A 15,527-nucleotide genomic window follows, 5' to 3' on the forward strand; every position below is an offset into this window, starting at 1 on the left:
ATGTGGGAAGGATATGCGGCGGGAGTAGGAGGGCATGATCGCCTGGGGGTGTTCTTGCTGAGGTGGCTTGCTGGGGTGGCTTGCTGGGGTGGATGGATGGATGGCGGGATGGGATGGGAGGCATGTCTGGGGTGTCTGGAGTAGGTGGAGTGGATGGCACTGTCTCCCAATTTGCCGGGATGTCGGGGCGGGCGTTCCGGCTTGCCATGGGATATATCCGGACGCATGAGGCGCAATGTTTCCCTGCGCTTGCCATTCTGCATCCTTAAGGAGATGTCCGGGTGCATAGGACGCGATGACGTGCCCCTGATTCGCATATGCGGGCGATTTTGGTCACGGTGGCACGGTTTTGTGCCACGGTCGCCGTATTGGACGTGTATGGCCGAACGGGGGCACGGCCGTGTGCCCCCGTAACCGCGTCGAACATACATAGCGAAACAGGGGTACGGTATCGGATTGGCAAAACGTTGGAATTCCGCCATTCTGTGCTAACCGCGCGAAAATCGGCTCGGGAGGGGGCGTGCCCCCGGTGGCTTGAAGTAGTCAATATTGCGAACAGGGGCACAGGATTGCGAACAGGGGCACAGGCCATGGCGGGCAGTATTGCGCACAGGAGCACAAACCATGGCACGGGGCGCGTGCTGTGGTGGGCAGTGTTGCGGACGGGGCATGAGCCATGACGCAAGGGCGCGTTGTTGCACAGGGGCACAATCCATGGCGCAGGGGGGCGTTGTGGTGGGCAATATTGTGAACAGGGGCACAGGCCATGGAACAGAAGCACAATCCATGGCATAGGGGTGCATGCTGTGGCGGGATGGGGTGCGGTGGGAATCCGGCATTGCGTTGTGCTTGATGAGCGTCAAGCGTGGCAGGTCGGGCGGTCTGGCCGAGTGGCCGTCGCCATTCGGTCGGGCTCATGTCGTTCAGGTGGTGCTTGATGTGAGGTGGCCGTTTCCTTGGATCGCGATTCGGGGAGGCGCCATTGTGGCGAGGTGTGCGAAGGAGCGGCGCAGTCATGCGGCCGAGTGTACGTGCGGTATGAATGATGCGCCGCGGATGTGATTCAGGAACCGGATCATCCCGGCCATGAGTCGTCGTGCTTCCTGTCTCTGGCGCTTTCGATGGAATGGTCGCCGTCCTGCGCGGCGTGTCGTGCGGTTGACAAGTCGAAACGATTCGACGTATGATGTTGGCGAAACGTTTCGACGAAGAAGATCGGAACGGAATGACGCGGACGAAACCGCAACGACATGGCGACGAGAGCGACATGTCGGGGCGGAATCGGCTGCGAACGGGTTCGATGAGGAATATCATCGAAGACAGTGCCGTCAGCGTGGTTGCGCGACCGTGGAAAGGAGGCGATGATGGCTGGAATCAAGGACGTGGCTCGTGCCGCCGGGGTCTCGGTCAGCACCGTGTCCTATGTGCTGTCGGGTAAGCGCGCGATTTCGGAGAAGACCTCCAGCAAGGTGATGGAAGCGGTCCGGGAGCTCAGGTACACCCCGGATGCGTCGGCGCAGAAGATGCGTGGACGCCGCAACCAGATCCTGGCGGTGAGCGAGCCGATCCGCGGCGACATCAACGAGGCCAAGTACAACGCGTACTTCCTCCACACCGCGTGGCAGGCGAAGAACGCCGGCTACGACGTGCTGTTGCTGACCGGCGAGGACGCGGTGGACGACATCCAGCGCGTGACCCGCAGCAACATGGTCGACGGCGTGGTCCTGCTCGACATCGTCGAGGACGACGACCGTGTCATGCAGGCCGATTCGTACGGCAAGCCGTGCGTCGCCATCGGCTACCCCACGCATCGCGGCCACTGCGCGTGCGTGGACGTCGATTTCGACGCCGCCGGCGCGATGGCGATGGACTACCTGTTCGAGCGCGGCCACCGCACCGTGGCGCTGCTGCGCGACAACGAACGCGACTACACGCGTGGTTCCGGCTATGTGGTCACGCTGCGCCAGCGCATGCTGGAGCGGGCCGGCGAGCTGGACATGCGGGTCGTCGAGTCCGGCAGGAACGAGGCGGGCAGCTTCGACGCCGCCGCGTTCGTCCACGACCTGCTGGCCATGGAATCCCGTCCCACCGCGATCGTCAACCAGGCCGGCGCCACCGTGCTCAACATGGTGATGCAGGAGCTGGTCGAGCGTGGCATGGACATCCCCTCCGACATCTCCGTGCTGTCGGTGGGCACGTTCTTCGAGAACGACCTGGTGGTCCGCCCGGTCACCGAGATCCCCCTGATGCCGAGGCTGCTGTGCTCCAAGGCCGTCGGACTGCTGTTGTCCGCGGTGGAGGGCGGCGCCGACATCGCCGCCGCCGGCGAGTTCGTGCTTCCGCAGGTCCAGGAGCATGGCTCGGTCCGCACGGTGGACCCGACCGATGAGGCGGGACTTGACGTCCCCCCCCCCTATTCAATGACTTCCCTTGCGGAGAGCGTGGCGTGACGCCGATGAAGGAACACGCCGCACTCTCGCCATCACGGTAATCGAAACGATTCGATAAACACCGTGGCCGCCCCGGCCGCAAGGCCGGCCATCACGATATCGGGTATGAAAGGAGCCCGGTGTCCGTCCCGCCAATCGAAACGATTCGACTGGCGACACAGCAGCTGTTGCGCAAGCAATAACCAAGGAAAAGGAGAATCCCATGAACATCAAACGAGGCCTCGCAGCGTTGGCCGTGGCGGCCATGTCCGTGACCGCGCTGGCGGCGTGCGGCAGCGACACCGCGCAGGACGAGGGCACCCCGGACAGCCTGTCCTTCTGGTACTACGAGGAGGAGGACGCCGGCCAGACCCAGGCGTGGAAGAAGGCCGCCGAAATGTTCAAGAAGGAGACCGGCGTCACCATCAACTTCGAGCGCAAGTCCTTCACCCAGATCGCGCAGAACGGCAGCCAGTTCCTCAACTCCGACGAAGCCCCGGACCTCATGGAATCCAACCGCGGCAACGGCTCCGCCGGCGTGCTCTCCACCATGGGCCTGCTCACCGACCTCGGCGACTACGTCGACCAGTACGGCTGGGACAAGAAGGTCACCGGCTCCAACGCCGAGACCGCCAAGTACGACGAGAACGGCATCATGGGCGGCGACACCTGGTACGGCATGTCCAGCTACGCCGAGTTCCAGCGCGTCTACTACAACAAGGACCTGTTCGCCAAGTACGGCATCGAGATCCCGACCACCTACGACGAGTTCGTCGACGCCTGCCAGAAGTTCGTCGACGCCGGCGTGACCCCGATCGCCGCCGACGCCCAGGAATACGGCGTGATGTGGCTGTGGTGGCAGCTGGTCTCCAAGAACGCCGACGCCAAGTTCATGGACGCCTGGCACCTGTACAAGGGCAACGTGAACTGGAACTCCAAGACCCTCACCGGCGCCACCAGCACCATCAGCGACTGGCTCGACAAGGGCTTCATCTCCAAGAACGCGACCGGCATGAAGGCCGAGGACACCACCCAGGCCTTCATCAAGGGCGAGTACCCGATCTACCAGACCGGCACCTGGAACCAGGGCCGCTTCGCCAAGCAGATCAAGAACTTCGACTGGACCGCCGCCGTCATGCCCGACTCCGAGTACGCCGCCGGCTGCGCCGGCAACCTGCTGGTCATCCCCGAGCGTTCCAAGCACAAGGACCTCGCCGCCAAGTTCATCAACTACGTGCTCTCCGATGACGTCCAGAACTTCCTCGGCAACGCCGGCGGCATCCCCGTCGTCGCCGATCCCGACAAGATCACCGACGAGAAGAGCAAGGCCATGATCGAGGAGTACGACTCCTACGCCAGCAAGAGCAAGCTCAGCTACTACCCCGACTACGCCGCCTCCAGCCTCACCGACGCCATCCCGGCCTCCTTCCAGGAGCTCGTGAACGGCACCAAGGACTCCGCCGCCGTGCTCAAGGACATCCACTCCAAGTACGACTCCGGCGTCGAGGAGATGGGCTTCTCCAACAACTGATCCCGACCCGGCCGGGAGGGCCGATCCCATCGCGAACGGCCCTCCCCCGAACGACCATCCGTGGCGGGGCGCGTGCGCCCCTTCCTGCACCCCGCCCGTTCCTCCCCCTCCTCCTCACTCATCCCCCATTCATTCCTCATCCAATCCGTTCCTCATATCCGTTCCCCGCGGCGCACACCACCGCGATCGCATTGACCGCACATCGTCATCGCACATCGTCATCGCACATAAGGAGTAGAGAGCAATGGCAGGCAACCGCAAGCATGCTCATCACGAATCGCTGTCGCGACTTCCCGGCAACAAATCCTCGCGATTCGTGCCCTACCTCATCCCGGGCATCCTGGGCCTGACCATCATCGTCATCGTCCCGTTCGTCTGGAACATCTACCTGAGCTTCACCCGCTGGCGCGGCGTCGGCCCGGTCCGCTTCATCGGACTGCAGAACTGGCAGCGCCTCTTCAAGGACTCCACGTTCTGGATCTCCTTCCTCAACTCGTTCTGGATCATCGTGGCCATCGTGGTCATCCCGACCATCCTCGGCCTGTTCATCTCCTCCCTGCTCACCGACGTCATCCAGAAGAAGTTCGGCGGCAAGACCGCGTCCTTCCTGCGCGCCCTGTTCTACCTGCCGCAGCTGCTGCCGGTCGCCGTCGCCGCGATCATCATGGGCTGGATCTTCCGCCCCGAGGACGGCGCCGTCAACGCGCTCCTCGAACAGATCGGCCTCGGCTCGCTGACCCACAACTGGCTCGGCAGCCCCGACAGCGCCCTGCCCGTGCTCATGTTCATCCTCGTGTGGATCCAGCTCGGCTACCCGATCGTCATCTTCATGTCCGGCCTGCAGCGCGTCGACCCGGAGCTGTACGAGGCCGCCAGCCTCGACGGCGCCAACTGGTGGCAGAAGTTCCGCGTCGTCACCCTGCCGTCCATCATCCCCGAACTGCTCGTGGTCATCCTCACCGCCACCATCGGCGCGCTGAAGACCTTCGCCCCGGTCTACCTGCTCACCAAGGGCGGCCCCGGCACCGCGACCACCGTGCCGTCCTACTACTCGTACAACCAGTTCTTCCAGGTGCAGCAGGTCGGCTACGGCGCCGCCATCTCCACCGCGCTGACCGCCGTGATCATCGTCTTCTCCGTGGTGTTCACCATCATCCAGAAGCGCGTCGAGAAGAACCTGGTCTGACCGCGATGCCGCATCGAACGCAATCATCGCATCGCAATCAACGAAACGACCGAAACGACCGAAACGACTGAAACCGAGGGCTGAACCATGTCGCAATCAATGACCGCCGCCGCGGCGAAGAGGGCATCGCACAAGACGCAGCACGTACGCTCCGCAGGGGACTGGGTGACCCTGGTCCTGCTGATCGTCGCCGCGCTCGTCGTGCTGTTCCCGCTGCTGGTGCTCACCGTCAACGCATTCAAGACGCAGGCCGACTACAACGCCGCCGGCCCGCTGAGCCTGCCGAAGACCTTCACCATGGAAGGCATCGTCTCCTTCTGGACCACGACCAAGTTCCCGCTGAAGTTCTTCAACTCCCTGATCATCTCGCTCGTGGTGGCCGTGGCCGCCGTGGTGCTCTCCGTGCTCAACTCCTTCGCGCTGGGCATCGGCAAGGTCAAGGGCAACACGTGGATCGTGCTCGCCATCATGCTCGCGAACATGATGCCGCAGGAGGCGCTCCTCTACCCGCTGTACACGATGTTCAAGGCCGCCGGCCTGTACAACACCAAGCTCGCGATCATCATCATCTTCACGATCATCCAGAGCGCGTACGGCACCTACCTGCTCTCCAGCGTGTACGGCACGTTCCCGCAGGCCATCCTCGAGGCCGCCGCCATCGACGGCGCCTCCCGCTGGCAGGTGCTGCGCAAGGTGGTGCTGCCGATCTCCTGGCCGACCATCAGCGTGCTGTTCGTGTTCTTCTTCGTGTGGACCTGGAACGAGTACATGATCCCGATGGCGTTCCTCATGGGCGACGACGTGCAGACCATCCCGCTGGCGCTCGCCACCCTGCAGGGCCAGCACACGATGGAGGCCACCACCCTGGCGTCCGCCTCGCTGCTCAGCATCGTCCCGACCATCATCTTCTTCATCATCTTCCAGCGCAAGCTCTCGCAGGGCATCACCGCCGGCGCCGTGAAGTGACGGTCGCACGGAAGCGACGTATCCACACCACCCAAACACATGCCACGACCCGTTCCGCGATCTGCCTGGGAATACGCGCGACGCGGCGCACGGAACGGGTCGTGGCCCCCTACGGAAGGAAGTGAACTCATGTTCAACGCAAACGCGAACCTCGGATTCGGCCAGGGCGCCCTCGACGCCGTGACCATGCGGTCCCAGGGCCGCACCCGCTGCATCAACGCCGAAAACCCGAACGGCGGCAAGGGGCGCGCCGCGATGGCCGCCAGCGACCTCGGCCCCTCGCGCAAGGGCAGCCCGTGCATCCGCACGGTCAAGGCCGGCGAATCCGTCACGCTGATGGACGTCGACGGGCCGGGCGTCATCCGCCACATCTGGATGACCGTGACCGACAAGACCTCCCCCACCGGACCGGACGTGCTGCGCAACCTCATCCTCGAGTTCTACTGGGACGGCGAGGAGGCGCCCTCGGTGCAGTGCCCGATCGGCGACTTCTTCTGCTGCGGCCACGCGCAGTCGTGCGACATCAACTCCATCCCGATCATGGTGAACCCGAACCGCGGCTTCAACTGCTACTTCGCGATGCCGTTCGAACACGCGCGCATCGTGCTGCGCAGCGACCACAACGAGGACGTGCCCGCGTTCTTCTACCAGATCGACTACACCGAATACGACGAGCTGCCCGCCGATGCGATGCGCTTCCACGCGCAGTGGCGCCGCGAGCGCGTCACCGAACTCGGCCGCGACTACGTCGTGCTCGACGGCGTCGAGGGCCACGGCACGTACGTCGGCACCTATCTGGCGCTCACCGCGCTGGAAAGCCGCTGGTGGGGCGAAGGCGAGTTCAAGTTCTACATCGACGACGACGGCGAATACCCCACGTGGTGCAGCACCGGCGCCGAGGACTACTTCGGCGGCGCGTGGAGCTTCGCCGACTTCGACGAGGACGGCCGCATGTACGAGAAGACGTTCACCGGCCCGTACCTCGGGTTCCCGTTCTACTCGCAGAACCTCGCCGGCCGCGAGAGCCGCTACTGGGACACCGCCACCCCGGTGACGCGCGGCCTGTACCGCTGGCACCTGCCCGACCCGATGTACTTCGAGAAGAACCTGCGCGTCACCTGGCAGCAGATCGGCACCGAGGAGGGCGGCAACTTCGAGCGTCAGGACGACGTGGCGACCGTCGCCTACTGGTACCAGTCCGAACCGCACAAGCCGTTCCCGTCCGTCGGCGACCGCAAGTTCCGTCGCCCGCGCTGACCTGCTCTTCCTCTTTCCCTTCCTTTCCTCCTCCACTGCGGCCCGTGCGCTGTCGCGTTTCACGTGAAACATGACAGCGCACGGGCCGTTGCGTCATGAATAGTTCGGATCGTCCTCGAGTCCCACGTAGATGGGACCGGAGATCGTGTCGTAGTAACGCAGCACCACGTGGTCGGAGTGCGTGTGCAGCAGGTCCTGCGCGATGCGGTTGTTCGCGCTGACGCTGCCGTCGTCCTCGCATGATCCCGCACTGAACGACAGGTCCTGCGTGAACTTCCACGCGCACACCTGATAGTCGCCGTCGTCGCTTGATTTCGTTTCGCGCGTCACCGTCGGTCGGTCCACGGCCATCGTCTTCGGTCCGGCGATGATCGCCGTCGCGTACGAGGCCGTGTTGACCGCGCCGTAGCCGGCCGCGACGATGGCGAGGATCATGGCGAGCGTGGTCTTCCCCGATCCGCCGTTGCGCCGTCGTCGGATCATCATCACGATGATGACGGCCAGTCCGGCAGCGAGATACAGCACCGCGACGCCCAGACGGAGATCCATCGCGTTCTCGTCGTAACTGCCGTTGGTGTCCGACATCATGAACGGCAGCATGAAGGGAAGCATGACCGCCATCAATGCGAGCGGATACCCGAGAATCGCCATCAACGCGATGCCGATCCCCTTGACGATGGCGAAGACGACGTACCCGACGCGCTTCAGGATGCGGATGGGCGCAGGGTCGTTCTCTGCGACCCGGAACGGGGAAGGCTCCTTGGGGGCGGCATGGCGCCCTGTGGCCGACGTGCCGGCGGCGGATACGGCCTCCGGGTCCGTGGCCGCCGTATCGTTCGCGTTTGCCGCGGTCGTCCCGTCGGCTTGCGTGACGGTCGTATCGGGCGACGCATCATCCCAAGGCGTCCCGTCCGAGCCGCCTTGGTCAAAGGGCACCTGAGCCTCGTCGCGTGAACCGTTCATCCGTATTCCTCGCCATCGTCAGCCGTTGCCGCACGGTCGTCAGCCGTTGCCGCACGTTCGCATCGCGTTCCGTTTCCACGGTACGACCGTGCGGCTCGTGCGCCCCGCTCCCCCAATGAACATTCGATGAACGCGGGCGCGGATGGAGGTGTGGTCATCCGACGGGGTTATTCGACGGGGCATCCGCAGGATTGGCGGATGTCGAGCGTGACGGGGATCTGCTGCGCATCGGGGGCGTCGGGGTCGAGCGCGGCGGCCACCGCCGTCCTGGCGATCTCCTTCACGTTCTGGTGCACCGAGGTGAGCTGGGGCCAGGTGTTCTCGCACATGAACGTGCCGTCGAAGGAGATGAGGGAGACGTCTTCGGGAATGCGTATGCCGCGCTCGTGCAGCGCGCGCAGCGCGCCGATCGCCTCGAAATCGGATCCCGCGAAGATGGCGTTCGGCTGCTCGCCGTCGTCGAGCATGGCGTTCACGGCCTGATAGGCGCCGTCGTTGGTGAAGTAGGAGCGGTGGATGGGGCCGGCCGGGATCCCGAGCCGTTGATGGGCCTGGTACCAGCCCTGGATACGGCCGTCCACGGACGGCGTCTCGCCGCCGAACAGCATGGCGGTGTCGGTGCGGCCATGCAGGGCGAAGTGCCGCACCACCTGATCGACGCCGTCGACGAAATCGGAGGCCACGCATTTGTACCCGGGCGCTCCCCTGCGGTTGTCGAGCAGGATGAAGGCGCAGTCCCGTCGTTCCATGGACGCCAGCTGGTCGTAGCTCTGCGCCGGTGCCATGAAGATGCCGTCGACGTCGCGCAGCAGGAGCTTCTCGATGCAGTCGCGTTCCGAATCGGGGTTGGCGTGCGAGGCGAGGAACATCGTGGAATAGCCGTGTTGCGACGCCTCCACCTCGATGGCGTCATTGATGGAGGCGAAATACGGGTTGCGGAAATCCGGGACGATGACGCCGAACAGCTCGGAGGCGCCCTTGCGCAGGGCGCGCGCCGCGGAGTTGGGGCGGTAATTCAGCGCACGGGCCGCTTCGCGCACGCGCTGCGAGGTCGCGGGGGCGACGTTCTTCGGCCCGTTGTTCATCACATAGCTCACCACCGCGGTGGAGACCTGCGCGAGGCGCGCCACGTCGGCGCGGGTCGCGCGCTGCGGTTTGCTCTGATGCGGTGCTTCCTTGGCCATGGTTGTCCTCGTCTATGTGGATTGAAACGCCTTTCCATTCTAGTGGCGAATATGGCGTCAAGGCTTGCAACGACTCGGTTTTGCGTCCGTATTCGCCACATTGTGGAATGGTCGGCGGTGGTCGTTCAGATATCCTCCGGAATGCGCCTGTCACGCCAGTAGTATTCGCGGTCGTGGTCGTCGATCTCGCGCACGACGCGTGCCGGCGTGCCGACCGCCACGCTGTTCGCGGGCACGTCGCGCGTGACGAGGCTGCACGCGCCGACGACCGCGTTGTCACCGATCGTGACGCCGGGCAGCACCGTCACGTTCGCGCCGATCCACACGTTGCGGCCGATATGGATCGGCTCCGAGAACTGCGCGACGCGTTCGCGCAGATCCGGGCGGATCGGATGGCCGGTGGTCACAAGCGTGACATTGGGGCCGATCATCGTGTATTCGCCGATGAAGATCTCGCCGTCGTCGACGAGCGTGAGGTTGAAGTTCGCGTAGGAATGCGCGCCGAAATGCGTGCTGCATCCCCAATTGGCGTGCACGGGCGGTTCGAGGTAGACGTCCTCGCCGAATTCCGCGAACAGCCGTTCGCCGATCTCGCGGCGCTTCGGGTCGCCGGGGCGCGTGGTGTTGAAGTCGTAGAGCAGGTTGAGCTGCTCCTTCTGCGCCGCGGCCATCTCCGGGTCGTCGCAGAAGTAGATGCCCGGGGAATGCATGATGTCGAGCACTCGTTGCGGAACGGTCATGGCGTTGCTCCTTCGTTGGAATGCGGTCGCGTCGCGGTCGTGGTCGCCAAGGCGTCGTCACCGGGGTTGCCGCCGTGACGTCGCTGTCGGCGATGCACCCATCGTATCGCGAAACGTCGTCGGTGCAAATCGCGGAAAGTTACGTGAGTAGATAAACGACACGCCGGTAAATGAGCTTGGTTGGAATTTCTTTCAAAAGCTTAGAAATGGCATATTCCTTATAGTGTTAACGCGCACGGAAATCGTGTGCGGGGGGGGTGGCCCAATCGGCTTGCAGTGCATAAATCTACTCGTGTAACATCTGGTCTCACCGGTCGGCGGGACATCGGAGTCGGATGTTTCGGCCGGTGAAGAACGGAAACACGAAGGAGTGGATCAATGGTAAAGATGAAGTCTGTCCTGGCCGGACTGTGCTGTGCGGCCATGCTGGTTCCCCTCGCGGCCTGCGGCGGATCCAGCTCCGGCGGCACCACCATCGAATTCATGACGATGCAGGCGTCCGGAACCCCGCAGCTCAAGGCGCTCAAGGACCTGACCGCGAAGTTCGAGAAGGAGAATCCGGACATCAAGGTGAAGCTCGATCCGGGCACCAACAGCAACGAGAACGACATCAAGGTGCGCCTCGCCGGCAACAACGCCCCGGACATCTGGGCCACCCACGGCTGGTCCCGCGACCGCTACGGCAACTTCCTCGAGCCGCTGCAGGACCGTTCGTGGGCCAAGAAGCTCAAGTCCATCGGCGACGACGTCTTCAAGGATTCCGACGGCAAGTTCTACGCCCTGCCGGTCGACGTGCAGGTGTCCGGCATCATGTACAACAAGACCGTGCTGGAGAAGGTCGGCGTGGATCCGACCACGCTGACGACCTGGGACGCGTTCGAGCAGGCCTGCGACAAGATCAAGGACGCCGGCATCACGCCGATCCTCCTGTCCCCGAAGGACATCGGTCCGGACGGCGACCTCGCCGACTACATCTTGCCCGGCATGTACAAGGACAGCGACCTGAAGAACCTCAAGAGCGGCAAGTTCGACACGAAGGTCTACCAGAAGTACACCACCATGATCAAGCAGTGGACCGATGACGGCTACTTCAACGTGGACTACACCTCCGCCTCCCTGGACGACCTCGCCCGCGCCATGGCCTCCGACCAGGCCGCGTTCTACTTCCGCGCCAACGGCAACGCGCAGCTGATGGAGTCCTTCAACCCGGATGTGAAGCTCGGCATGTTCCCGGTGCCGTCCGAGGTGGGTGACCCCTACTTCTCCGTCGGTGAGGACATGGCCTTCGGCGTCTCCAAGAAGAGCAAGAACAAGGATGCCGCCCTGAAGTACATCGACTTCCTCGCCGAGCCCGAAAACATGAAGGAGCTCGTCAAGACCGCCATGAACGACTCCGCCCTGGAGGGCGTCGACTCCGCGCTGGGCCAGTTCCAGGACACCTACGACTACTGGGTCAACGAGAAGAAGACCCAGACCGTGCCCTTCTTCGACCGCGTCTACCTGCCCAACGGCATGTACACCACCCTGTCCAAGTCGACCGACGGTCTGATCACCGGACAGCTCACCCCGCAGGCCGCCGCCGACCAGGTCAAGACCTCCTTCGACAGCCTGTACGGCCAGAAGTCCTGACGCGCCCTCGCCAAAGGAAGCCATCATGGCCAAAAACAACAACGTTGCCCGCGCCTCACGCCGAGGCGGGGGCAACCCCTTCAGGGGCTCTCTCGTCAATCTCTTCTATGTGCCGACGCTGTTGCTGCTGGTGCTGTTCATCATCTACCCGCTGATCTCGGGCATCGGCCTGTCCTTCACCAACTGGGACGGCTACAACATCGACAAGGCCTTCGTGGGCCTGGCCAACTACAAGTCGATGTTCACGGACGGCAACTTCCCCGCCATCGTGGCCAACACGTTCATCTACGGTGTGGGAAGCACCGTCGTCCAGCAGATCCTCGGCCTCGCTCTGGCGCTGCTGCTCAACGCGCGTATCAAGGGCAAGACCGTCATCAGGGCGATCATCTACCTGCCCGCGCTCGTCGCCCCCGTGGTGATGGGCATCATGTACTACTTCATCTTCCAGTACCAGCAGGGCGCGCTCAACCAGATCCGCGTCTGGATGGGCATGGACAAGGTCGCGTGGTTCAACAACACGCAGTTCTCCATCGCGATCATCGTCATCGTGAACTCCATCCAGTTCGTCGGCATCTCGATGATCATCTACCTCGCCGGCCTGCAGACCATGGACGCCGAGGTGCTCGAAGCTGCCGAGGTCGACGGCGCCTATGGATGGAAGAAGTTCTGGCACGTGCAGCTGCCGCTGCTCGCGCCGTCCTTCACCACCAGCGTCGTGCTGAACCTCATCGGCGGCATGAAGCTGTACGACATGATCAAGGTGCTCACCAACGGCGGCCCGGGGTACTCCACGAACTCGCTGTCGACGTACATCAGCACGGTCTACTTCGACAACCAGGCTGCCGGCTACGCCTCCTCGATCGGCGTGTTCCTGTTCATCCTCATCGTTGTGGTCACGTTCCTCGTGAACAAGGGCCTTGAGAAACTGGATTGGGAGTGACCATGGGTAAGAAGCAATCATCCGGTCAGGTCGTCTATTCCCGCAAGGACTTCCAGCGCGGCCGTTGGGCGATCTACCTGTTCCTCGGCATCGTCATGCTGTGCCAGCTGCTGCCGTTCTACCTGGCGATCACCACGTCGCTCAAGCCCGCGGACGACATGTCCTCGGCGCTGATCCCGCGCACCTCCGATCTCGCGTGGGACAACTGGGTCAGCGCCGTCACCGAGGGCGGCATCCTGACCTCCGTGGTCAACAGCATCATCGTCACCGTGTGCACGACCATCCTGGTCTGCGTGCTCGGCGCGGCCGCCGCCTACCCGCTGGCCCGCCGCACCACCCGTCTCAACAAATTCGTGTCGGCGTTCATCCTGTCGATGATGATGATCCCGCCGCTGAGCATCCTGGTCCCGCTGTATTCGTTCCTCGTCAAGCTCAACGGCGCCAACACCTACTGGGGCGTCGTCCTGGTGCTGACCGCCACGAACCTGCCGCTGTCGGTGTTCCTCTACACGGCGTTCATCCGCGCGATCCCGCGCGCCATCGACGAGGCGGGCACCATCGACGGCGCGAACAAGTTCCAGGTGTTCATCCGCCTGATCCTGCCCATGCTCAAGCCGGTGACCGCCACCGTGGTCATCATGACCGGCTCGACCGTGTGGAACGACTACTCGTTGTCCAGCTACATCCTCACCGATCCCGAAGTGCAGACCATCGCCCCGCGCGTGGCTTCGTTCTTCTCGGCCAACACCAACAACCTGGGCATCGCCGCAGCGGCCGCGCTCATCGCCGCCGCGCCGATGGTGATCGCCTACCTGTTCCTGCAGCGCTACTTCATCGCCGGCATGATCGCCGGATCCGTGAAGTGACATGCATCCGACCCGACAAACCAATCCCAAGGAGAAAACGATGCTGTTTCCTTCCCAGTCGCCCGACGGTTCCGTCGTGACCTGCCTGGCGCTCTCCGACGTCGCCGTCGGAGATGACCTGCCCAACGCCGTCGGCGTGTTCGCCGCGGACGATCCGGCCGCGTTCGGCGCGGCGCCCGACCAGGGACACCATCCGCGCCCCCTGCTCGTGGAGCACGCGCTCGACGTGTTCACCCGCCCCGGCCTGCGGGGCCAGCGTCTCGCCGTGACCGCCGACGGCGTCGCCACCGGCCTCGGCTGGTCGCCGCGCTTCGCCGTCACCGAACCGCCCGCGGTCCACGACGGCACCCTGCGCACCGTGGCCCAGGACGTCGCGGCCGGCCTCGAACTCGTCACCGAGTCGCAGTCCCTGCCCGGCGGCACCCTGCGCATCCGCCACTCGGTGAAGAACATCGGCGAAGGCGAATACGTGCTCGACGGCCTCGAGGTCCACGTGCCGGTCGGCGACGACATGGGCGAGATCCTCGACTTCACCGGCCGCCACGAGAACGAGCGCGCCCCGCAGCGCCACGAGATCGCCGACGGCATGTGGCTGCGCGAGTTCCGCAAGGGACGCCCGAACTTCGAAGGCTCCGTCATCGTGGCCGGCACCAAGGGCTTCGACTTCCACCACGGATCCGTACTGCTCGTGCAGACCGCGTGGAGCGGCAACAGCGTGCTGGCCGTCGACCGCGACACCATCGAGACCACGGGCATCGTGGCCGGCGAGCTGCTGCTCCCCGGCGAGATCGCCCTCAAGGAGGGCGAGACCTACACGATGCCGTGGGTCATGGTCACCGCCTCCGACGAAGGCCTCGACGGCGCCATGAACAGCCTGCACGCGTGGGAGCGCACGCTGCCCGAGCATCCGGCGTGCCAGCCCGTCACCCTGAACGTGTGGGAGGGCGTGATGTTCGACCACGACTTCGACAAGCTCAAGGAGATCGCACGACGGGCCGCGCGCATCGGCGTCGAACGCTACGTGCTCGATGACGGCTGGTTCCATCTGCGCCGCGACGACTACGCGGGCCTGGGCGACTGGTGGGTCGATACGGACGTGTGGCCGGAGGGCCTGCATCCGCTGGTCGACTACGTCCACGGGCAAGGCATGCAGTTCGGCCTGTGGTTCGAGCCGGAGATGGTCAACGCCGACTCCGACATGTACCGCGAGCACCCCGAATGGATACTGCAGGCCTCCGGTCGCACGCCGATCGAACAGCGCCACCAGCAGGTGGTGGACCTGAGCAACCCGGACGCGTTCGACCATGTGTTCACCGCCATGTGCAAGGTGCTCGACGAGTACGAGATCGACTACGTCAAGTGGGATCACAACCGCTTCGTCCTCGAAGGCGGCACCAACCAGCGCGGCGGCGCTCCCGCCGTCCACGAGCAGACGCTCGCCTACTATCGTCTGCTCGACCGTCTGCGCGAACGCTTCCCGAAGGTCGAATGGGAATCCTGCGCGTCCGGCGGCGGCCGCATCGACGTCGGCGTCATCGAGAAGGTCAAGCGCTTCTGGACATCGGACATGACCGACGCCCTGAGCCGCCAGCGCATCCAGCGCTGGACGCTGCAGACCATCGCCCCCGAATACATCGGCGCGCACATCTCGCAGCCGTCCTCGCAGTAGAGCGGCAGGACCTTCAGCCTTGCGTTCCGCGCGGCCACCGCCGTGTTCTACAGCTTCGGCATCGAATGGGACATCACCAAGGCCAACGACGCCGAACTGGACGAACTCGCCGCGTGGATCGACTGGTACAAGACGAACCGCGACCTCCTGCACTCCGGACGCTCCGT

11 protein-coding genes and 1 pseudogene are annotated in these 15,527 nt (G+C 64.2%); 9 read left to right on the plus strand and 3 right to left on the minus strand.

The genetic code is table 11. The features are described from left to right. The first annotated feature begins 1,364 nt into the window (after positions 1 to 1,364). The 5 genes from BFAL_RS01440 (at position 1,365) to BFAL_RS01460 (ending at position 7,369) form a co-directional block, all read left to right on the plus strand. The gene (locus tag BFAL_RS01440; RefSeq protein WP_082440251.1) at positions 1,365 to 2,450 is read left to right on the plus strand and encodes a LacI family DNA-binding transcriptional regulator; all 1,086 of its coding nucleotides are present in this window, start codon (positions 1,365 to 1,367) and stop codon (positions 2,448 to 2,450) included. Between the two features lie 202 nt (positions 2,451 to 2,652). Continuing rightward, the gene (locus BFAL_RS01445) at positions 2,653 to 3,960 is read left to right on the plus strand and encodes an ABC transporter substrate-binding protein (RefSeq protein ID WP_055426678.1); all 1,308 of its coding nucleotides are present in this window, start codon (positions 2,653 to 2,655) and stop codon (positions 3,958 to 3,960) included. 244 nt (positions 3,961 to 4,204) lie between these two features. Next, positions 4,205 to 5,146: a carbohydrate ABC transporter permease gene (locus tag BFAL_RS01450; protein ID WP_055426679.1), complete on the plus strand. Its 942-nt coding sequence runs from the start codon at positions 4,205 to 4,207 to the stop codon at positions 5,144 to 5,146. Positions 5,147 to 5,233: 87 nt separating this feature from the next. Further along, positions 5,234 to 6,112: a carbohydrate ABC transporter permease gene (locus BFAL_RS01455; RefSeq protein ID WP_055426680.1), complete on the plus strand. Its 879-nt coding sequence runs from the start codon at positions 5,234 to 5,236 to the stop codon at positions 6,110 to 6,112. Between the two features lie 129 nt (positions 6,113 to 6,241). Continuing rightward, entirely contained in the window at positions 6,242 to 7,369 is a 1,128-nt protein-coding gene (locus BFAL_RS01460) for a glycoside hydrolase family 172 protein (RefSeq protein ID WP_055426681.1), read from the plus strand. Between the two features lie 93 nt (positions 7,370 to 7,462). Here BFAL_RS01460 and BFAL_RS01465 read toward each other — a convergent pair whose 3' ends face one another. From BFAL_RS01465 to BFAL_RS01475, 3 genes are all read right to left on the minus strand, one after another. Beyond that, positions 7,463 to 8,332, minus strand: coding sequence for an ABC-2 transporter permease (locus BFAL_RS01465; RefSeq protein ID WP_055426682.1), 870 nt, complete (start codon positions 8,330 to 8,332; stop codon positions 7,463 to 7,465). A gap of 167 nt (positions 8,333 to 8,499) precedes the next feature. Next, positions 8,500 to 9,516 carry a LacI family DNA-binding transcriptional regulator gene (locus BFAL_RS01470; protein WP_055426683.1) on the minus strand — a complete coding sequence of 339 codons (1,017 nt, stop codon included), beginning with the start codon at positions 9,514 to 9,516 and terminating at the stop codon, positions 8,500 to 8,502. Between the two features lie 125 nt (positions 9,517 to 9,641). Beyond that, on the minus strand, positions 9,642 to 10,256 hold the full coding sequence (locus BFAL_RS01475) for a sugar O-acetyltransferase (RefSeq protein WP_055426684.1): 615 nt from the start codon (positions 10,254 to 10,256) through the stop codon (positions 9,642 to 9,644). Positions 10,257 to 10,634: 378 nt separating this feature from the next. Here BFAL_RS01475 and BFAL_RS01480 point away from each other — a divergent pair, with 378 nt between their 5' ends. From BFAL_RS01480 to BFAL_RS01495, 4 genes and pseudogenes are all read left to right on the plus strand, one after another. Next, positions 10,635 to 11,885 carry an ABC transporter substrate-binding protein gene (locus tag BFAL_RS01480; protein WP_055426685.1) on the plus strand — a complete coding sequence of 417 codons (1,251 nt, stop codon included), beginning with the start codon at positions 10,635 to 10,637 and terminating at the stop codon, positions 11,883 to 11,885. Positions 11,886 to 11,910: 25 nt separating this feature from the next. After that, entirely contained in the window at positions 11,911 to 12,825 is a 915-nt protein-coding gene (locus BFAL_RS01485) for a carbohydrate ABC transporter permease (RefSeq protein WP_055426686.1), read from the plus strand. A 2-nt stretch (positions 12,826 to 12,827) separates the two neighbouring features. After that, positions 12,828 to 13,691 (plus strand): carbohydrate ABC transporter permease, encoded by an 864-nt coding sequence (locus BFAL_RS01490; RefSeq protein ID WP_055426687.1) that lies wholly within the window; start codon positions 12,828 to 12,830, stop codon positions 13,689 to 13,691. Between the two features lie 40 nt (positions 13,692 to 13,731). Beyond that, positions 13,732 to 15,507, plus strand: a pseudogene (locus BFAL_RS01495) (alpha-galactosidase); the annotation flags it as partial. Positions 15,508 to 15,527: the final 20 nt, after the last annotated feature.

The organism is Bifidobacterium aesculapii (assembly GCF_001417815.1).
GTDB lineage: Bacteria > Actinomycetota > Actinomycetes > Actinomycetales > Bifidobacteriaceae > Bifidobacterium > Bifidobacterium aesculapii.